This window comes from Acinetobacter sp. PFS20 (assembly GCF_052261015.1).
Lineage (GTDB): Bacteria > Pseudomonadota > Gammaproteobacteria > Pseudomonadales > Moraxellaceae > Acinetobacter.
The window spans coordinates 1,510,720-1,530,474 of sequence record NZ_JBPVZE010000001.1 but is presented as its reverse complement, the minus strand read 5'-3'; the positions used below and the strand labels follow the sequence as shown (position 1 = coordinate 1,530,474).

At 40.9% G+C, this 19,755-nt stretch carries 14 protein-coding genes, 2 tRNA genes and 3 rRNA genes; 9 read left to right on the top strand and 10 right to left on the bottom strand.

Going from position 1 to position 19,755, the window contains the following annotated elements; all coding sequences use genetic code 11:
• Positions 1-2: 2 nt before the first annotated feature.
• The 8 genes from ibaG to ACS125_RS07245 all read right to left on the bottom strand — a co-directional run bounded on the left by ibaG (position 3) and on the right by ACS125_RS07245 (position 8,013).
• Complete coding sequence (gene ibaG, locus ACS125_RS07280; RefSeq protein WP_004794487.1) at positions 3-254, bottom strand: BolA family iron metabolism protein IbaG; 252 nt, start codon at positions 252-254, stop codon at positions 3-5.
• 138 nt (positions 255-392) lie between these two features.
• Positions 393-731 (bottom strand): ribosome hibernation-promoting factor, HPF/YfiA family, encoded by a 339-nt coding sequence (gene hpf / locus ACS125_RS07275; protein WP_004641296.1) that lies wholly within the window; start codon positions 729-731, stop codon positions 393-395.
• A gap of 165 nt (positions 732-896) precedes the next feature.
• Complete coding sequence (locus ACS125_RS07270; RefSeq protein ID WP_004794488.1) at positions 897-2,345, bottom strand: RNA polymerase factor sigma-54; 1,449 nt, start codon at positions 2,343-2,345, stop codon at positions 897-899.
• A 324-nt stretch (positions 2,346-2,669) separates the two neighbouring features.
• Positions 2,670-2,784: ribosomal RNA gene (rrf, locus tag ACS125_RS07265) — 5S ribosomal RNA — on the bottom strand.
• A 179-nt stretch (positions 2,785-2,963) separates the two neighbouring features.
• Positions 2,964-5,856, bottom strand: a 23S ribosomal RNA gene (locus ACS125_RS07260).
• A 352-nt stretch (positions 5,857-6,208) separates the two neighbouring features.
• Positions 6,209-6,284, bottom strand: a tRNA-Ala gene (locus ACS125_RS07255).
• 55 nt (positions 6,285-6,339) lie between these two features.
• A tRNA-Ile gene (locus ACS125_RS07250) sits at positions 6,340-6,416 on the bottom strand.
• Between the two features lie 59 nt (positions 6,417-6,475).
• A 16S ribosomal RNA gene (locus tag ACS125_RS07245) occupies positions 6,476-8,013 on the bottom strand.
• The 16S, 23S and 5S rRNA genes sit together here with 2 tRNA genes alongside, the layout of an rRNA operon.
• 572 nt (positions 8,014-8,585) lie before the next feature.
• Between ACS125_RS07245 and ACS125_RS07240 the strand changes: the two genes are divergently transcribed.
• From ACS125_RS07240 to ACS125_RS07210, 7 genes are all read left to right on the top strand, one after another.
• A complete protein-coding gene (locus tag ACS125_RS07240; protein ID WP_004794490.1) occupies positions 8,586-9,464 on the top strand; it encodes an MlaA family lipoprotein in 879 nt (292 codons plus the stop codon).
• A 109-nt stretch (positions 9,465-9,573) separates the two neighbouring features.
• Positions 9,574-10,542, top strand: coding sequence for an RsbU family protein phosphatase GigA (gigA, locus tag ACS125_RS07235; protein WP_004794492.1), 969 nt, complete (start codon positions 9,574-9,576; stop codon positions 10,540-10,542).
• 102 nt (positions 10,543-10,644) lie between these two features.
• Positions 10,645-11,166: an anti-anti-sigma factor GigB gene (gigB, locus tag ACS125_RS07230; RefSeq protein WP_002117273.1), complete on the top strand. Its 522-nt coding sequence runs from the start codon at positions 10,645-10,647 to the stop codon at positions 11,164-11,166.
• 26 nt (positions 11,167-11,192) lie between these two features.
• Complete coding sequence (locus ACS125_RS07225) at positions 11,193-12,017, top strand: carbon-nitrogen hydrolase family protein (protein ID WP_004794494.1); 825 nt, start codon at positions 11,193-11,195, stop codon at positions 12,015-12,017.
• A 14-nt stretch (positions 12,018-12,031) separates the two neighbouring features.
• Positions 12,032-12,406 (top strand): DUF4951 domain-containing protein, encoded by a 375-nt coding sequence (locus ACS125_RS07220; RefSeq protein ID WP_004794496.1) that lies wholly within the window; start codon positions 12,032-12,034, stop codon positions 12,404-12,406.
• 165 nt (positions 12,407-12,571) lie between these two features.
• Positions 12,572-13,009: a MarR family winged helix-turn-helix transcriptional regulator gene (locus ACS125_RS07215; RefSeq protein ID WP_004794498.1), complete on the top strand. Its 438-nt coding sequence runs from the start codon at positions 12,572-12,574 to the stop codon at positions 13,007-13,009.
• Between the two features lie 88 nt (positions 13,010-13,097).
• Positions 13,098-13,529 (top strand): organic hydroperoxide resistance protein, encoded by a 432-nt coding sequence (locus ACS125_RS07210; RefSeq protein ID WP_002117290.1) that lies wholly within the window; start codon positions 13,098-13,100, stop codon positions 13,527-13,529.
• A 58-nt stretch (positions 13,530-13,587) separates the two neighbouring features.
• Here ACS125_RS07210 and gspE read toward each other — a convergent pair whose 3' ends face one another.
• Positions 13,588-15,078, bottom strand: coding sequence for a type II secretion system ATPase GspE (gspE, locus tag ACS125_RS07205; protein WP_004794500.1), 1,491 nt, complete (start codon positions 15,076-15,078; stop codon positions 13,588-13,590).
• A 96-nt stretch (positions 15,079-15,174) separates the two neighbouring features.
• Here gspE and ACS125_RS07200 point away from each other — a divergent pair, with 96 nt between their 5' ends.
• Together ACS125_RS07200 and ACS125_RS07195 are read left to right on the top strand one after the other, a co-directional pair.
• Entirely contained in the window at positions 15,175-15,996 is an 822-nt protein-coding gene (locus ACS125_RS07200) for a hypothetical protein (protein WP_443271277.1), read from the top strand.
• A gap of 9 nt (positions 15,997-16,005) precedes the next feature.
• Positions 16,006-16,923 carry a mechanosensitive ion channel family protein gene (locus tag ACS125_RS07195; protein WP_004794505.1) on the top strand — a complete coding sequence of 306 codons (918 nt, stop codon included), beginning with the start codon at positions 16,006-16,008 and terminating at the stop codon, positions 16,921-16,923.
• Here the strand turns inward: ACS125_RS07195 and ACS125_RS07190 are convergent.
• Positions 16,913-19,717, bottom strand: coding sequence for a DUF2339 domain-containing protein (locus ACS125_RS07190; RefSeq protein WP_443271274.1), 2,805 nt, complete (start codon positions 19,715-19,717; stop codon positions 16,913-16,915). The two genes, ACS125_RS07195 and ACS125_RS07190, sit on opposite strands and share 11 nt — an antisense overlap.
• Between the last annotated feature and the right edge of the window lie 38 nt (positions 19,718-19,755).

Sequence of the window (19,755 nt, the reverse complement as noted above, 5' to 3'; positions counted from 1 at the left end):
ATTTAAGCTCCGAAAAGGCTTGCTTTACGCCATTCATCTTTGGTCATTGCACGAATTGTTACCGCGTGAACTTCCCCACTTGCAATATAAGTATTTAATGGTGCATAAACTAATTGTTGACGAGCCACTGTACGCTTACCTTCAAATTGATCATCCACAATACGGAGGTCAAATTTTCCGGCCTGTCCGCTCACCGCTACTTCCGCTACAGGGAAAGCTTCTTTTAAAATTTGAGTGAGCTGTTCACTATTCATTGCAAAGACCTCTGACACAACCTAAGGGGTAAAACGGAGTATTTTACTATAACTTTTTCCAAGAATTCAGTACGTGTTTATATTTTATCAATAAAAAAGAGGCTATCTTTCAAGCCTCTCTTAAATTAACAAAACTTATTAAACAGAAACAGTGACTTGCGAATAAGTACATTGCATTTTTCGATATCTTAATAATTGTCTTTTTAATTTTTCTGTCAATTTTTTAATTGAAGTATACATATCATCAGCGGTTGCCTGAGCAAACAACTCAATCCCCGGCAATCTTACAATAGCCTCTGCAACATGATTTGAACTGCCCTTATGTGAGCGCTTATCAATTTGATGATCTTTGGTTAATTTAATCTGCATACTATTCACCTGATCTAGGTGTTTCGTCAATTGATTAAACTTTGATTTAATATTTTCTTCTATAGCGGGTGTAATTGCTAAATGATGTCCACGAATCGTTATTTGCATAATTCTATCCCTCACCTTTTTTAGGTTATCTAAAGAAGAACTAAAACGATTTAATGCTATCAAAAAAAATTAGGACAATTAAACCATTTTAGCGGCTCCTCTTGGTGAAATTAAAATTTCATTATTTCGTCATAATGAATCTCTAGAATAGCCATACTTCAAAATTCAGATCAAGACTTTTCTTTCAGACGATGAAGGAATATGTAACGATTCACGATATTTTGCGACCGTCCTTCTTGCTACTTCAATGCCCTCATCTTTCAATAATGTAGCAATTACATTATCTGACAAAGGTTTACGCGGATTTTCACTTGCTACGAGTTTTTTAATCATTGCACGAATTGCAGTGGAAGAAGCTTCTCCACCAGCAGTTGTACCTACATGGCTAGAGAAAAAATATTTCAACTCAAAAAGGCCACGTGGGGTAAGCATATACTTATTTGTTGTTACACGAGAAACTGTAGATTCATGCAACTCTACTTCTTCAGCAACATCTCGAAGAACCAATGGTTTCATTGCTTCTGCACCGATCTCCAAAAAAGCTTTCTGATGCTCCACAATACAAGATGCTACCTTTAATAGTGTTTTATGTCTTTCATCAATGCTTTTGATAAAGTTTTTCGCCTCAAGCATTTGGTTACGCAAATATAGATTATCTTCACTCTGATCTGCTCTACGAATCATACTGGAGTAAAAAGAATTAATTCTTAATTTAGGTAATACATCTGGGTTTAGTTGGACCTGCCAATGTAAATCTTTTTTGGAAACAACGACATCTGGGATTTGATAATCTGACTCTTGTTTATCAAAATCCATACCTGGATAGGGTTTCAATGTTTTTAAAAGATTGATTGCAAACTTTAATTGATCTTTTGTTAAACCCGTTTGTTTGAGTAATTTATTTAGATCATTTGCTATCAAAAGCTCATAATATTGCAATAAGCTCTTTGCTTCGTTTAAATATTCAACATCTTTCGGTAGGAATTCGAGCTGTATTTTCAAACATTCCGCTAAATTACGTGAACCAATCCCTAGTGGGTCAAGTCGTTGAATATGCTTTAAGACAACTAGAACCTCATCTTCTTCAATGTCTTCTTCGATATCCATCTCATTTAATAATTGTTGGGCAGCTAAAATTATTTCTTCTATTTCAGCATCTAAGAAACCTTTATCATCTAATGCATCAACAATACAGTAAGCAATTAATTGATCTATTTTAGAAAAGTGCAAAAGATTAACTTGTTCTAAAATATGTTCCTTTAGAGATAATTGAACTTGACGATTATCCTCTCGCTCTTCAAATTCTGGAGTAGCCAATGCTGTTGATTGATGAGTATAAATATCATCCCAATCTGTATCGACTGGTAAATCATCAGGCAAATGGTTGGCATTTAATTCAGTTGTTAAATCATCTGAATCTTTACTTTCTAACGCAGATAGGCTATCTGTTAATGATTCTTCTTCTATTTTTTCAAGTAAAGGATTACTATCTAGTTGAATTTGAATTTCTTGTTCAAGCTCTAAGCTAGAAAGCTGTAACAAACGAATCGCCTGCTGTAATTGAGGTGTTAACGATAAAGAATTCGCAACTTTCAACCCAACAGATAATTTCATATTTTAGATTCCATTAAACAAGCAAAAATCATGCCTACTTAACATTTATAACATATAGTTTCTATTTATCATATATATTGGTATGAAATTTCTAGAAGAAAAAGTGGATTTTTTTAATGAAAAGTTTTGATACCTAGCTAATTAAGAGGTCGGTTTAGAAGCGCATTTTTAACTTAGAATAGGCTCGAAATTTCCTTCCGCTATAAAAAAAGGACTCTAAGAGTCCTTTTTTTATTGTCTTACTACATCTAAATCAAACAATCAATTTAATTTCCCATAAGGAAACACCCCGGCCTCTTTCGGGGTCGGGGTGTTTGAATAATGAGCTGGCGATGACTTACTCTCACATGGGAAACCCCACACTACCATCAGCGCTAAGAGGTTTCACTTCTGAGTTCGGGAAGGGATCAGGTGGTTCACTCTTGCTATGGTCGCCAGCACAACTGGTATGGATACTTGCATGGGTCTTAATGTGCCGATGCGTTTTCCAAATCTTTACAGATGGGCTGATTGAATCTTACTTTATTTGTTCATTTTAGCTAAGCATATAACTAAATCAAGTTGCTTTGCATATTAATGAATCGATTGATGCTTTATATACAACTGCTTGGGTGTTGTATAGTCAAGCCTCACGAGCAATTAGTATTGGTCAGCTTCACATATCACTATGCTTCCACATCCAACCTATCAACGTCCTAGTCTCGAACGGCTCTTTAGAGGACATAAAGTCCTAGGGAAATCTTATCTTGAGGTAGGCTTCCCGCTTAGATGCTTTCAGCGGTTATCCCTTCCGAACATAGCTACCCGGCGATGCGACTGGCGTCACAACCGGTACACCAGAGGTTCGTCCACTCTGGTCCTCTCGTACTAGGAGCAGATCCTCTCAAATTTCCAGCGCCCACGGTAGATAGGGACCGAACTGTCTCACGACGTTCTAAACCCAGCTCGCGTACCTCTTTAAATGGCGAACAGCCATACCCTTGGGACCTGCTTCAGCCCCAGGATGAGATGAGCCGACATCGAGGTGCCAAACACCGCCGTCGATATGAACTCTTGGGCGGTATCAGCCTGTTATCCCCAGAGTACCTTTTATCCGTTGAGCGATGGCCCTTCCATACAGAACCACCGGATCACTAAGACCTACTTTCGTACCTGCTCGACTTGTGGGTCTCGCAGTTAAGCGCGCTTTTGCCTTTATACTCTACGCGTGATTTCCGACCACGCTGAGCGCACCTTCGTACTCCTCCGTTACTCTTTAGGAGGAGACCGCCCCAGTCAAACTACCCACCAGACATGGTCCTCGCCCCGGATTACGGGGCAGAGTTAGAACCTCAACATTACCAGGGTGGTATTTCAAGGACGGCTCCATTGGAACTAGCGTTCCAACTTCAAAGCCTCCCACCTATCCTACACAAGTAAGGTCAAAGTTCAATGTCAAGCTGCAGTAAAGGTTCACGGGGTCTTTCCGTCTAGCCGCGGGTACACTGCATCTTCACAGCGATTTCGATTTCACTGAGCCTCTGCTGGAGACAGCGCCGCCATCATTATGCCATTCGTGCAGGTCGGAACTTACCCGACAAGGAATTTCGCTACCTTAGGACCGTTATAGTTACGGCCGCCGTTTACTGGGGCTTCGATCAAGAGCTTCGCTTACGCTAACCCCATCAATTAACCTTCCAGCACCGGGCAGGCATCACACCCTATACGTCCACTTTCGTGTTTGCAGAGTGCTATGTTTTTAATAAACAGTTGCAGCGGCCTGGTTTCTGTGGCTGCCAATAGCTCAGACCGCGAGGGTCATCACCGTCAGCAGCGTACCTTCTCCCGAAGTTACGGTACCATTTTGCCTAGTTCCTTCAGCAGAGTTCTCTCAAGCGCCTTGGTCTACTCGACCTGACCACCTGTGTCGGTTTCGGGTACGATTCCTGTGTAACTGAAGCTTAGAGACTTTTCCTGGAAGCATGGTATCAGCCACTTCGCTGTACAAGTACAGCTTGCTATCAGATCTCAGCATAGAGCACCCCGGATTTGCCTAAGATGCATGCCTACTTCCTTCCACCTGGACAACCAACGCCAGGCTGACTTAACCTTCTCCGTCCTCTCATCGCATTACACAGAAGTATTGGAATATTAACCAATTTCCCATCGACTACGCCTTTCGGCCTCGCCTTAGGGGTCGACTCACCCAGCCCCGATTAACGTTGGACTGGAACCCTTGGTCTTTCGGCGAACGGGTTTTTCACCCGTTTTGTCGTTACTCACGTCAGCATTCGCACTTCTGATACCTCCAGCATACTTCTCAATACACCTTCATCGGCTTACAGAACGCTCCCCTACCACTTGACTAAAAGTCAAATCCGCAGCTTCGGCACATAGTTTTAGCCCCGTTACATCTTCCGCGCAGGCCGACTCGACTAGTGAGCTATTACGCTTTCTTTAAAGGGTGGCTGCTTCTAAGCCAACCTCCTAGCTGTCTATGCCTTCCCACATCGTTTCCCACTTAACTATGATTTTGGGGCCTTAGCTGGCGGTCTGGATTGTTTTCCTCTTGACTACGGACGTTAGCACCCGCAGTCTGTCTCCCGGATAGTACTCATAGGTATTCGGAGTTTGCATCGGTTTGGTAAGTCGGGATGACCCCCTAGCCGAAACAGTGCTCTACCCCCTATGGTATTCGTCCGAGGCGCTACCTAAATAGCTTTCGGGGAGAACCAGCTATCACCAGGCTTGATTAGCCTTTCACCCCTATCCACAAGTCATCCCCTGGCTTTTCAACGACAGTGGGTTCGGTCCTCCAGTTAGTGTTACCCAACCTTCAACCTGCTCATGGATAGATCGCCTGGTTTCGGGTCTATACCCAGCAACTAAACGCCCTATTAAGACTCGATTTCTCTACGGCTCCCCTATACGGTTAACCTCGCTACTGAATATAAGTCGCTGACCCATTATACAAAAGGTACGCAGTCACCGAACAAGTCGGCTCCCACTGCTTGTATGCATGCGGTTTCAGGATCTATTTCACTCCCCTCACAGGGGTTCTTTTCGCCTTTCCCTCACGGTACTGGTTCACTATCGGTCAGTCAGGAGTATTTAGCCTTGGAGGATGGTCCCCCCATATTCAGACAAGGTTTCACGTGCCTCGCCCTACTCGTCATCATTATGTGTGCCCTTTCGTGTACGGGAATATCACCCTCTACGTTCGCACTTCCCAGAGCGTTCCACTAAAACACACATAACTTAATGGGCTGATCCCCGTTCGCTCGCCGCTACTAAGGGAATCTCAATTGATTTCTTTTCCTAAGGGTACTGAGATGTTTCACTTCCCCTCGTTCGCCTTGCAACACTATGTATTCATGTTGCAATACCTACCTTAAAGTAGGTGGGTTCCCCCATTCAGAAATCTCCGGATCAAAGGATATTTGCCGCCTCCCCGGAGCTTATCGCAGGCTATTACGTCTTTCATCGCCTCTGACTGCCAAGGCATCCACCACATGCACTTAATTACTTGACTATACAACCCCAAACAGTCGTCAACACTTACAAGTGAGTGTTGTCCGTGCGACTCTTCATCGCTACTATCTGTTGTCTGTGTACTTAAACACTGTACAGCTTCAATCTAAATTCATATACCAAAACGCTTGATTCAGTTAATTTGCTAGTTCTCAATTCATTCAGATTAATTGCTTAATCTAAACTCTTGAGTGAACAATTTATTTCAGACTCAATTTTGCCAATCTGTTAATGAATAAACATGCCTTCGTCAGGTCATGCTTAATACCGTGATACTTAAATCACAGAAGTTAATAAACCAAGATCTAAATCTTTATTTACTAATTTCTGTAATCCGAACTTCTCTTAAGTTCTGGTGGAGACTAGGAGAGTCGAACTCCTGACCTCCTGCGTGCAAAGCAGGCGCTCTACCAACTAAGCTAAGTCCCCAGCTTACATCATCAGTCATGTATCTTTTATCTATAACTTCAACCAGTCAAAGTCATGGTGGGTCTGACAAGACTTGAACTTGTGACCCCACGCTTATCAAGCGTGTGCTCTAACCAACTGAGCTACAGACCCTCAGATACATCTATGAAGAACAACTTGTTGTGGATTCTTACCAATCGTCAATCTTTCGTTAAGGAGGTGATCCAGCCGCAGGTTCCCCTACGGCTACCTTGTTACGACTTCACCCCAGTCATCGGCCACACCGTGGTAACCGCCCTCTTTGCAGTTAGGCTAGCTACTTCTGGTGCAACAAACTCCCATGGTGTGACGGGCGGTGTGTACAAGGCCCGGGAACGTATTCACCGCGGCATTCTGATCCGCGATTACTAGCGATTCCGACTTCATGGAGTCGAGTTGCAGACTCCAATCCGGACTACGATCGGCTTTTTGAGATTAGCATCCTATCGCTAGGTAGCAACCCTTTGTACCGACCATTGTAGCACGTGTGTAGCCCTGGCCGTAAGGGCCATGATGACTTGACGTCGTCCCCGCCTTCCTCCAGTTTGTCACTGGCAGTATCCTTAAAGTTCCCGACATTACTCGCTGGCAAATAAGGAAAAGGGTTGCGCTCGTTGCGGGACTTAACCCAACATCTCACGACACGAGCTGACGACAGCCATGCAGCACCTGTATGTAAGTTCCCGAAGGCACCAATCCATCTCTGGAAAGTTCTTACTATGTCAAGGCCAGGTAAGGTTCTTCGCGTTGCATCGAATTAAACCACATGCTCCACCGCTTGTGCGGGCCCCCGTCAATTCATTTGAGTTTTAGTCTTGCGACCGTACTCCCCAGGCGGTCTACTTATCGCGTTAGCTGCGCCACTAAAGCCTCAAAGGCCCCAACGGCTAGTAGACATCGTTTACGGCATGGACTACCAGGGTATCTAATCCTGTTTGCTCCCCATGCTTTCGCACCTCAGCGTCAGTGTTAGGCCAGATGGCTGCCTTCGCCATCGGTATTCCTCCAGATCTCTACGCATTTCACCGCTACACCTGGAATTCTACCATCCTCTCCCACACTCTAGCTAACCAGTATCGAATGCAATTCCCAAGTTAAGCTCGGGGATTTCACATTTGACTTAATTAGCCGCCTACGCGCGCTTTACGCCCAGTAAATCCGATTAACGCTTGCACCCTCTGTATTACCGCGGCTGCTGGCACAGAGTTAGCCGGTGCTTATTCTGCGAGTAACGTCCACTATCTCTAGGTATTAACTAAAGTAGCCTCCTCCTCGCTTAAAGTGCTTTACAACCATAAGGCCTTCTTCACACACGCGGCATGGCTGGATCAGGCTTCCGCCCATTGTCCAATATTCCCCACTGCTGCCTCCCGTAGGAGTCTGGGCCGTGTCTCAGTCCCAGTGTGGCGGATCATCCTCTCAGACCCGCTACAGATCGTCGCCTTGGTAGGCCTTTACCCCACCAACTAGCTAATCCGACTTAGGCTCATCTATTAGCGCAAGGTCCGAAGATCCCCTGCTTTCTCCCGTAGGACGTATGCGGTATTAGCATTCCTTTCGAAATGTTGTCCCCCACTAATAGGCAGATTCCTAAGCATTACTCACCCGTCCGCCGCTAAGTGATAGTGCAAGCACCATCACCCCGCTCGACTTGCATGTGTTAAGCCTGCCGCCAGCGTTCAATCTGAGCCATGATCAAACTCTTCAGTTAAAAATCATTTTGCACCTTATTAAAGACAAGGTGCCAATTCTGGCTCATCAATTTTCTGACTTAAATTTCGCTCAAATAAACTTCGAGTAATTTAAACCAATCAATCAATGATAATATTTCGATCAATCAATCAGTAAAAATCCACACAAGTTGTTCTTCAATTCTCTTAATGATCTTCTTCCTGGTTCGTCACCAGCAAGCTAGGTCGGCTATATTACTCTTAATCTCTTAAAAGTCAACAGGTAATTTCGATATTTTTAAAACTTATTCTCAAAACCAACTTCTCATCAAATTTATCACTTAAAGCAACCAACTTAATTCCAAGTAACTGTTTTTCAACAAGTTCTTATCTGCATCACCGCCGATGGATGTGCATTATAGACCATTAAAAACCTTTGGCAACCCCTTTTTTAATTTAATATTGCCACATGTTCGTTTTTTAGCCTTTTTAGCATTTTATCTATATTATTTGATCAATTTTACATTGATAATAGGTTATCAATTTTGTATTAAAACATATCTCCACCCAACTGCACATTAAGTATTAGCCTGGCTGGCGGTTAAGGAATTATATGAATTATTCTAATTTAATTTTACTAAGCGTGTTATCTGTAGGTGTTTGTACCTCTATATATGCTCAAGAAAACACGGTAAGTGAATCTGCTAATGCGAGTTCATTAGAAGAAACAGGGCCAAACCATCCCCGTTCACAAATTATTAAAGATTTAAAAAACATTAAAGTTAAAGATTTAAAAATTAATGCAAATGCAGCTCAACCAGATCTTGTCAAAGATCCTTTGCAATCATTGAACCGTCCAATTTATTCTTTTAATGATATGTTGGATCGCAATTTTTTACGCCCAGTTGCTGTTCAATATAGAGAAAAAACCCCAGAAGATGTACGTGGTTCTTATCGCCAGTTCCGTAAAAATCTTGGTGAACCATGGAATGCTGTCAATCAGCTTATTCAAGGCCGCCCTGGTCGTGCAGCAAAAACTTTAGGCCGATTTACGATTAACACTTTAACTACTCTTGGTTTGGCTGACCCAGCAAGTCGCTTAGGCTTACCAACTGAAGAAGAGAATTTTGGTGTAACTCTTGGCTACTATGGCGTTCCTTCTGGCCCATTCCTTATGTTGCCTTTTTTTGGTCCAAGCACCTTACGTGATGGTTTTGGTTTAGCAGTAGATGCCCAAGCTCGCCCACAAAAATACGTTATGGATGATCAAGAAGGTCTTTATTGGTCGAGTAATCTATTACAAGCCGTGGATACACGTGCTCAATATCTTGACTTAGATCAAACCTTACAAGGTGATCAATACGCTATGATTCGAGACTTATACCTCCAGCGTAAAGCATTCCAAATTGCAGAGAAGAAAGGTGACTCAGCTGACGTATCTTTCATTGATGATGACTCAGAAGATACACCAGATGAGAATCAAAACCCTTAACATGAAATAAAGGTGTTGCTTGGATTAAGAGTTCGGCAATACCTTGATTTTGATCATACATACTCTATGATGAATAAAGTGATCATATAAAAGGACTACCATATCTTCTATGTATTTTATTAAACCGACACGCTCTATTCCTTATTTAGAGCAAGCTTTGGATAAACTGCCAGGCTTACAAGTTATTAACATAGATGATTTAGATTTATATGATCCAACCATCATTGCAATTGCAGATGTACAAGATTTCCTAACTTATAAATGGAATTTACCAACGGTCGTAATTGCTTTTGAACATGAAGGTACCGCTTTGGCACATGCATGGGAAGCAGGTGCTCTTGCAGGCTGGGTGTGGAATCAGTTACCTAATGATTTAAATAAAGCCTTATCAAAAATTGATGCTCAATATAAGCGTAACCAAGATAGTCGTGATTTACCTTCGGCTGCTGAACTGCAAAAACGTTTATTGCCGAATCCAATTGATTTATTAAATTATGAAGTCGAAACTTTCTTTCAGCCTTCAGCTTATCTTTCCGGTGATTGGTACGACTATTGGAAATTAAATGATAAAGAAGTTTTATTCTATCTTGCTGATGTTTCAGGTCATGGTGTAACCAGTAGTTTATTAACATCATGGATGGCAGCATTTCATGGTCGCTCCAAAACCCCAAGACAATTAATAAAAAAATTAAATGGGATGCTAGTTCAAGAAAATATCGAAAAGCACATTACGATTGTGGTGGGTATTTTAAACCTTGAAACACATACTCTTCGCTGGTCAAGTGCTGGGCACTACCCTCCTCCTATCATTTTTGAGCCTAATCAGGCACCGAAGATTCTAACAACGAGCAGTTTCCCACTAGGTTTAACTGACGAACTCGAAGTTGAAGAGCATATTTGTACGTTAAATCGCCATGCTCGCTTCATTGTTTGCTCGGACGGAGCCCTCGAACCTTTTGATGGCGGTTTAAACGATCAGTTCCAACAATTGGTCCATCATTTGCAAAATCAATCATTTCAAGCACCCGATCATGTGGCCGACGATATTGCCATCTTCAGTCTTTGTCGAATGAATTAATTTACGAATCAATTAATTACATAATATACGACTTAAGGACTCTTGAGTCTGGGATGGCACTATGTGATAATTTTTCTATCCTTCTCTGAAAATGGCATTTATATGTCAACAGGTCATGTTGAATATGCAAGTTTAAATGGAACGCATATTTTCAAACTTATTGGTGAAGTGCGAGCCCATTCTTGTATAAGTCTAGACAAACTTTTAAACAGAATTGAACAGCAAGAGAATGTTGTAGGTGCAATCGTTGATTTAACCCAAACAACATTTATTGATAGTACTGTATTAGGCATCCTAGCTAAGCTAGGTTTAAAGCTTAAACAGACTCATCATATTCAAGCTGTGATGCTATCTACCAATCCAGATATCACAACCTTAGCCAACAGTATGGGGCTAGGGCAGGTTTTTGTCATTTTGAATTATTGTGGTGATCCTAACGTTTGCACATTAACGTTAACAGATGAACAAATCACTCATAATGCAATGCTAAGAACTGTTCTGGATGCACATAAGACATTGATGAAACTCAATGCAAACAATCAGAATATGTTTGAGCCACTTGTTAAGCAGTTACAGAAAGAACAAGATACTCTTGAACAGGTATCTGACAAGCAAAATGCCTGATTTTCACCATTAAGCCGGATTAGAATATGACCCTCGTTTCTGTTGCTCAAATGAACTCTCAAAATGATATCGAAAATAATTTTCAAGTCATTGAGTCTTTGATTCAACAGAGCAAGGCACAAAATGCCAGTTTGATTGTTTTCCCCGAAAACTTTGTATGTTTTGCTGCTGGAAAACAACGTGAAACTGCTGAGCAATTTGAATCTATTCAACAAAGGCTTGAGAAACTCGCACATCAATATCAAATCTGGATTGTGGCTGGCACCTTACCTTGCCCATTCCGTCCAGATGGTTCCACTATTCAAGATGGTCGCGTCCGAACTGTTAGCCTCTGTATTAGTCCTGAGCGTACAGAAGCGCGTTATGACAAGATCCATTTATTTGATGTACAAGTTGGTGATGCTGTTGGTGGTTATCAGGAGTCTCGTTTCTTTGAACCAGGAACAGACGTAGTAGTCACATCTACCCCTTTTGGCAATATTGGCTTAATGGTATGTTATGACTTGCGTTTTCCAGAGCTTGCTCTAACGCTAAGACAACAAGGCGCTCATATTCTTACTGCCCCTGCTGCATTTACCTATACAACTGGACAAATGCACTGGCAGCTTTTGTTACAAGCTCGGGCAATGGATAGCCAATGTTATGTTTTAGGTGCAGCACAACAGGGCTGGCATGGTGAAAAACGACAGACCTGGGGACACTCTGGGGCAACTGATAGTCGTGGCCAAATTTTAAGTATGGTTGGATATGAAGGAAATGGTTTAATTACTGTACCCTTTGATCTAACGGCGCAAGATCTCGTCCGCTCTTCAATGCCTCTAATGACACACCGTAAATTAATTCACTATTAAAAGTTTAATTATTCATGTGGAAATACTTATTTAGCTTTTTTTGCTTGGGGGCAAATATTCATTGTTATGCTGAGTTTGGGACAACGAATCATTTCGTTTCACCAACGGCACAGCTCAAATCAGATATTCTCCCCTCTACTCCTAAAGATATTCCTTTGCCTGCATTTGGCCAGAGAATAATTGGATGGGGAACGGGTGCAGAAGGCGCAAGACAACGTTTAGAAAATATTCAGCCAGCAGATGTTTCTATGATTAAAAAACAAGGAACAACGCTTGAAATGATTACTGCATGGCAAGATTTTTATGAACAAGAGCAACAACGCAATGCAAATAATCCTACCGCTAAATATCGTGCGCGTTTAATGAAAAAAATTGCAGATCTGTGGTAGACAATTTTATCTAAAATATTTTTATGTTATGGAATAATTGGATTAATTATTCCATTTTTTATGTCTCTTAATTTACTCTATTCATAACCTATTCTGATGAACATTTAAGAAACTGAATAGAACGCGATATACTACAAAAGCAATATGAGTTTCTTTGAGGAATATATGGACCAAGACTGTCAAAACTTAAAGCTTGAGAATCAATTATGTTTCCTCATTTATTCAACAAATTTAGCGCTTAATCAACTCTACAGAAAACTTCTCGCGCCTTTGGGGCTTACCTACCCCCAATATTTAGTGATGTTAGTGTTATGGGAGCAAGATGAAGTGACTGTTTCAGAAATTGGAGCTAAACTTTTTTTAGAATCATCCACCCTCACTCCTATCTTGAAAAAGTTACAAGCCCTGCATTTGCTTCATCGTACCCGCTCAACTCAAGACGAGAGACAAGTGATTATTACACTTAGCGATGAAGGAAAAAAATTAAAAGATCAAGCATTGGATATTCCAGCAGGTGTACTAGAAGCAAGTTCATGTGATATGACAACACTATTAGGCCTGAAAGATCAACTTACCAAACTCCGTACAAACCTAGTCAAATAAACAGCAATTTTTTCAAAAAATATACTTGTCAAAATAATTAAGTCGTGTACGATATATTTGTATTCAATTTATTTTAGGAATAAAAACGATGTCATTAGAAAAAGTTGTTTATCGCGCAAAAGCTAAAGCAACCGGTGGTCGTGATGGCCGTGCAACTTCATCTGACGGTGTATTAGATGTACAACTTGGCGTACCTAAAGAAATGGGTGGCGCTGGTGGTGCCGTAACAAACCCTGAGCAATTATTTGCAGCTGGCTATTCAGCATGCTTTTTAGGAGCTTTAAAATTTGTTGCAAACCGCGATAAATTTAATATTAGCAAAGATGCTTATGTAGAAGGTGAAGTGGGTATTGGTCCAATTCCTACAGGTTTTAGCATCGAAGTAACTTTAAATGTTTACTTAGTGGGTATGGACCGTGAAGAAGCTGAAAAGTTAGTTGCAGCAGCACATATTGTTTGCCCATATTCAAATGCAACTCGCAACAATATTGATGTAACTTTTAATATTGTGACTGAGTAATTTTTTAAGTTTAAAAAATGCCCGAATCATATCGGGCATTTTTATTGCAGATTACAAATTATACTTCACTTGCTTCATTGGTTACTCGAAGTACTTCTTCAAGTGTTGTTTTACCTGTAAGTACTTTGCGTAAACCATCATCACGAATAGAACCCGAATACTGACGAGCATGATTTTCTAACTCATATTCAGCCGCATTGCCATGAATAAGGCGACGCATTGGCTCATCAACAGGTACGATTTCATAAATGGCTGTACGTCCATTAAAGCCTAAATGTGAGCAATGATCACATCCTTTGGCTTCAGGTAACTGCAACAAAGGTTCATTATGAATATGTTGAAAAACCTGTTTTTCAAAAGTATCAGCTTCACGCCATGTCATACAATGTGGACATAAAGTACGTACCAAACGTTGAGCAATCACCCCAATTAAAGAGCTTGATAATAAGAAAGGCTCGATTCCCATATCTTTAAGTCGAGTAACCGCACCAATAGCGGTATTGGTATGTAGTGTCGATAAAACCAAATGTCCAGTTAACGATGCTTGTACTGCAATTTCAGCCGTTTCCAAATCACGAATCTCACCCACCATCACTACATCTGGATCTTGACGCAACATTGCCTTTAAAGCACGAGCAAACGTCATATCCACTTTGGTATTCACTTGTGTTTGACCAATGCCTTCAAGTTGATATTCGATTGGATCTTCGGCAGTTAAGATATTGCGCGTATTATCATTTAGATCAGATAGAGCTGCATACAAAGTCGTTGTTTTCCCCGAACCTGTAGGCCCTGTAACCAAAATAATGCCATGAGGACGATGTACTAACTGAGTTAAACGCTCATAGTCATTTGCCATCAGTCCTAAATGGATCATATTAAGTCGACCAGCTTGTTTGTCGAGCAGACGCATTACGACCCTTTCACCATGTGAAGATGGTAAAGTCGAAACACGGACATCTACCTCTCGGCCTGCGAGGCGTAAAGAAATACGCCCATCTTGTGGCACTCGCTTTTCTGCAATATCGAGTTTTGCCATGACTTTAATACGTGAAACTAGCAAGGGTGCCAACTCACGGCGCGGCTGTACAACTTCACGTAATTGACCATCTACACGTAATCGTACAGATAATTTCTTTTCGAAAGCTTCAATGTGAATATCAGAAGCCCCTACTCGAATTGCCTCTGAAAGTAGTGCATTGATCAGACGAACAATAGGCGCGTCATCTTCCTGATCCATCAAATCTTCTGTCTCAGGAACCTGATCGGCCAAACTTAATAAATCAGGATGATCTTCTAAACCTGCTGCAACTTGTTGTGATTCCCCTGTATCGCCGGCATAGCTTGTACTTAAGAGCGTATTAAATTCTTGTTCAGTACATAATTGGAAGTGAGCTGGCTTACCTAGAATTCGTCTTGCTTCCTGCAATGCAATTTTTTCAGTGTTTTGACGTCTAATAATAAATACTTGATCACCGTCATAACGAAATAAAACACCATGACGCTTGGCAAAACTATATGGAACTTGTATTTGTTTCAATATTTGCATCACAATTTATAATGATGAGTAAGATGATTTTGAGTGTACTCTAAGCAGATTACAGCGTGAAGTCTGTTTAACAACTCGGTAGAGGAATTTTACGTCTTGTTTGAAAATAATGAATATCAGCCTCGCCCCCAGAGTTCTTTAAAATGGTGGGGTGAACAGCACTTTGAAATTAACCAGTCCAAAGCGTGGCAATTCGGTTCAATGCTCTTTCGTTTAACACGTGGCATAAAAGAATGGCGTATTGAATATTATCGCCCCTCTCTTCAAGACGATAATGAGCAAGATTGGCATCCAATTGCCGATCCGAACTTTGCCTTTCCGCATACTGTTCAAGTAGAACGCTACATGTTTCGGAAAACTAATCCAGAATTTTTACTTATGCCCCGTCTGGCAGACCGTTCTGTAGTCATTAAACCCGTTGATCCTATCTACATTCCAGCGGGACAACGTGGGACTCTATATATAAGTACACCACTATGGATTGCAGGTTTAGTTGAAAGTCAGCATGAGCCTTTGTTTGAGATTCCTGTAATTCAACCTAAAGATACATGGTTTGGTCCAAATGCCCAGCAAGGTGAAATTTGTTATGCCACTTCTGTAGATGGGCGTACCGATTTAAACCTGTTAACACCTCGAGCTTTTCGTGCGGTTACACCGATTGATTTTCACAACACCAGTAATCATCAATTACGCTTTGATCGTATGAATGTGCCAGTTACGGCCCTTCCTCTTTTTTATAGTGAAAGTACTGGTCGTTTATGGACTTCTCAAATTAAAGTTTATTATGAAGGTTCTGATCGTCCCGCACGTATTCGTATTGAAAACCGTACGCCTCCTCTTGCTGGTGAAGTGACCTATGTTCACCCACCACGTTCACCTGGTGGAGCATTATTCAATATGTTTGATTCATTCTTTTAAGAGGGTTATATGGCTGATTCAAATATTCCAAAAGATATCGCTGATAGCCTCAAAAGCATATTTACCAATATTAATACCGAACGTATTAGTGAAATTTTAGTCGCTGTTGTACTGTGTTTCATTGGCTTTGTTCTTGCTCGTATTATTTCGAATACGTTTATTAGAACCATTGGCTCACGTTTTAATGCTCATCAACGTCTGGTGTGGCGCCGTGGTATTTTTTATTTCATTTTCTTACTCTTCATTATGACGAGTTTAAAAGAAGCTGGTTTTAAACTGAGTGTGTTTCTTGGTGCGGCAGGGATTTTAACCGTAGCGCTCGGTTTCGCATCGCAAACATCTGCCAGCAACTTGATTAGTGGTTTATTTTTGATTGGTGAAGGTTCATTTGAAGTCGGTGATACGATCCAGATTACGCTCATTCGTGGAAATACAATTGAAGGTGAAGTGATCTCGATTGATTTACTTTCGGTTAAGCTTCTTACATTAGACAATGTCTATATTCGTTTGCCAAACGAACAACTCATTCGTGCTCCCGTGCACAACTTATCTAAATATCCTATACGACGTATTCCAATTACACTGGCAATTAACTTCCATGAAGACATCATTAAAGTCCGCGAGGTTCTACTGAATGTAGCAGCTCATTATCCTCTTGTTTTAGATGATCCTAAACCCGCTGTTACAGTTACTGCATTCAGAGAATCATCAATTGAGCTTTTATTTACAATGTGGTGTCGACAAGAGAACTCTTTAAAAGTTCGAGATGAGATGCAAGAAAGAATTCGAAATGGATTTTTAGATAACCGAATCGAAATCCCTGTTCCTAAAATGGGTTTGATTGATCGACCATCTAGTGTTTTTGCTGAAGATGATATCGATCAATACAGTAATCAAAAAGAATTAAATCGAGAGCCTAAAGCTTAGGCTCTTCATTTTTCTGTACAGCGGATGATGGTGGTAATGGCGCAAGATAAGCAATAATCAACATTACCCCACCCGCGCCAATAAATGAAATGACTCGAGTTAAAGTGGCACTTTGCGATAGATCAAGCAAAATCAGTTTTAATACCACAATCCCTAAAAGCGCAGCACCTACAAACCATAATTGACGAATCATTTTTCGGCTTGAGAACGTGGTTAAAATGAATGCCAAAATAACCCAGAGCAATGTCAAACTTAACTGCACCAAGCCATTTGTCCAAATTTCAGCGCTCCAGAGTGGTGTCGCCCAGTAATGGTGCAAACCTCTGACCACCACACTACTGAATACCAACAACCCCACTAGAATTGTTGTAATTTTAAAAGTCCACTCCAGTGATTTATCTTGATCAAAAGCATGCTGATAAATAATAAAGAGTAGACCAGCAAATACTGAAATTGAAAGGAAGTCAGTTAAGTTAATCAAAGGAACAAAGTAAAGGTACTCAGCAGAATGCCGGTCTACGCTCACTACTAACAACCAAAGTAAGCTTAAACACCACACTGGAATTTGATGTAACAAGGTGGTTTTATTAGCTTTATACGCCCAAAGGGAATAAACCACAGGAACAAAAGCCAGAGCAACAAGTGGCATTTGTGGAAATATTGCCAATCCAACCGTTGCTAATGCTAACCAGCTCAAACCAGACCAGACCTTCAAAGATCCAAACTGACCTGATTGCGGTTGAGCCATAACAAATAAGGCACTAAGAAGCGTTGCTGCGATGAGGAAAGTACCCTGCTGCAATATACTTGGCCATTTAAATAGGCTGAATACTTGACTAGTAAAGGCCTCACCCAAAATTAACAACAATAACAGGCTAATTAAACCTAACTGTAGACTCTGCCATTGGACCCTTAATTTGTAATGAACTACTATGCTAAATATTGATAGTAACAGTATCGCAATCATCAAATATGGGCTTAAGCCATGATGTTGCCATGCCAAAATTTCTATACCAGCGATAACACCCGCATACATCCCTAAACACAAGAAAATGCCGCTAAACATGCTGGCGCTAAAATAGTGTTGCTCTTTACTGTTGTATTGCAATAAATAATAGGCCGAAATGAATTGGGCAATTGCATAAATACTTGTACTTAGAGTCGGAAACTCTGCATTCGCCCAAAATTGATAAAACAATGCAACCGAACTGAGTAAAACTAAAATTACACCAATATATCGGCTTAAACGGTACCGCTCAGTTACCCCCCATACAATAAGGGCCGTACCTTGAGCAACCCAACCAATTGCAGTCCAATGTGCCCCTTTCGAGAGTGGAAAGATTAAAGCAAAAAATGCAACGGCGAGGATGAAAAAGCTTTTGGCAAGAACTGAAAGTTGAGGATGGGTCTTTTTGATCCAGAAAGTTAATATCGCATAGGTACCAGCCAAAACAGCAGCACCAATCGTCAATGCTTGAGTAGACTCATGAACTAAATAGGCATGTAGCGTAAAGCCTAGTACAGGCACACTAAAAATAAGACCAACATCCAAGAGCGGAGGTAAACGAATGCCTTCTTGTTGTTCACATGCTGAAACTCGAGATATATTTTGGCTATAACGAACACTAAGCCAAATAAACAGAGCTATATGTAGCCATAAAATCCAGTCTAATGTGTCAAATTTTGCTGGTTCCGCATAAAAACCTATCGCACTACCACCAATAAACATTGTGGCAAAGAAAGCAATCTGATTTAAGATTTTCCATGGTTGAATAAAATTAACCGCAGCAACTGCTAAGTTAATTACCAAATAGTAGCTAAATAGGAAGACTACATCTGGACGATATTGTGGAATAACTAAAGGGGCTGCATAGGCCATGCCTAGTGCTAAAATTGCCAAATAAATAGCTTGTTGTTTTAAACTCAGGAATACCGTAATAGCCAATAAGATCGTAAACAGAATACTGGCTGTAGTTAGATTGGCAATTACACCAAAATGATGCGAGAACACGAGTGTTAGGAATACAACAGCTAGTCCCACACCCTGCAATGCCACAGCAAAAAGTTGATTTTTCTTTTGCAAGCTATATCCAAATGCCGTTAATACGCCTCCGGCAATTGCAATAAAACTAAGTTTCACACCTAAACTAAGTTGCCAGTGCTCGCTTGCGAAACGCAATAACAACACCACCCCAACCATCAACACAGCGACAGCAACTCTTAAAATTGGATTGCCATGAACCATCCAGTCGACTGCTGGTTGCCACCATGTACTCTGTACTTGAGTTGGTTGTTCTGTGTGATTTAAAACTGATGTTTCAACAGGGATTAACGTGTCTGTACTATTGGAATCAACTTGCACTACCGCTGGAGTTATAATTTCTGTTTGTAGAGTTTCGTTTACATGAGCAGTTGGTTTTGCCGACTCGAGGTATAACAGTCGAGTATGAAACGCACTAATCGTTTGGACTAAACATAACAATAAAACCAGTAATGCCCCACCAGCAATCCACATCCAGTGATTCATATAAGCAACTAATGCAACCAAGGCGGCCGCATAAATTACTATTGTTTGCGTATGAATAGAATAAAGTGGTTTTTTCTGCTGAGAAAACTGTTGTTCTAAATGAGTCAGACGCTGATGCAGATTTGATAATAACTGAACCAGTACTACCACGAGTGCAATAGATAAAGCAGCAACAGCACTCTGAAATTTAAAACCAATTGAAATGGCTAAAAACAAAGTCAAAGCGATCAAAACGATGATCATTCCCTGTTTGTCTTTTTTATACATGGGCTTAGCAATATGACACCTTCATTACATGTCATCTT

Bases quoted from the DNA above. Each gene is read 5' to 3' on its own strand.
- ibaG (WP_004794487.1), bottom strand. From the start codon at position 254: ATGAATAGTGAACAGCTCACTCAAATTTTAAAAGAAGCTTTCCCTGTA.
- hpf (WP_004641296.1), bottom strand. From the start codon at position 731: ATGCAAATAACGATTCGTGGACATCATTTAGCAATTACACCCGCTATA.
- ACS125_RS07270 (WP_004794488.1), bottom strand. From the start codon at position 2,345: ATGAAATTATCTGTTGGGTTGAAAGTTGCGAATTCTTTATCGTTAACA.
- ACS125_RS07240 (WP_004794490.1), top strand. From the start codon at position 8,586: ATGAATTATTCTAATTTAATTTTACTAAGCGTGTTATCTGTAGGTGTT.
- gigA (WP_004794492.1), top strand. From the start codon at position 9,574: ATGTATTTTATTAAACCGACACGCTCTATTCCTTATTTAGAGCAAGCT.
- gigB (WP_002117273.1), top strand. From the start codon at position 10,645: ATGTCAACAGGTCATGTTGAATATGCAAGTTTAAATGGAACGCATATT.
- ACS125_RS07225 (WP_004794494.1), top strand. From the start codon at position 11,193: ATGACCCTCGTTTCTGTTGCTCAAATGAACTCTCAAAATGATATCGAA.
- ACS125_RS07220 (WP_004794496.1), top strand. From the start codon at position 12,032: ATGTGGAAATACTTATTTAGCTTTTTTTGCTTGGGGGCAAATATTCAT.
- ACS125_RS07215 (WP_004794498.1), top strand. From the start codon at position 12,572: ATGGACCAAGACTGTCAAAACTTAAAGCTTGAGAATCAATTATGTTTC.
- ACS125_RS07210 (WP_002117290.1), top strand. From the start codon at position 13,098: ATGTCATTAGAAAAAGTTGTTTATCGCGCAAAAGCTAAAGCAACCGGT.
- gspE (WP_004794500.1), bottom strand. From the start codon at position 15,078: ATGCAAATATTGAAACAAATACAAGTTCCATATAGTTTTGCCAAGCGT.
- ACS125_RS07195 (WP_004794505.1), top strand. From the start codon at position 16,006: ATGGCTGATTCAAATATTCCAAAAGATATCGCTGATAGCCTCAAAAGC.
- ACS125_RS07190 (WP_443271274.1), bottom strand. From the start codon at position 19,717: ATGTATAAAAAAGACAAACAGGGAATGATCATCGTTTTGATCGCTTTG.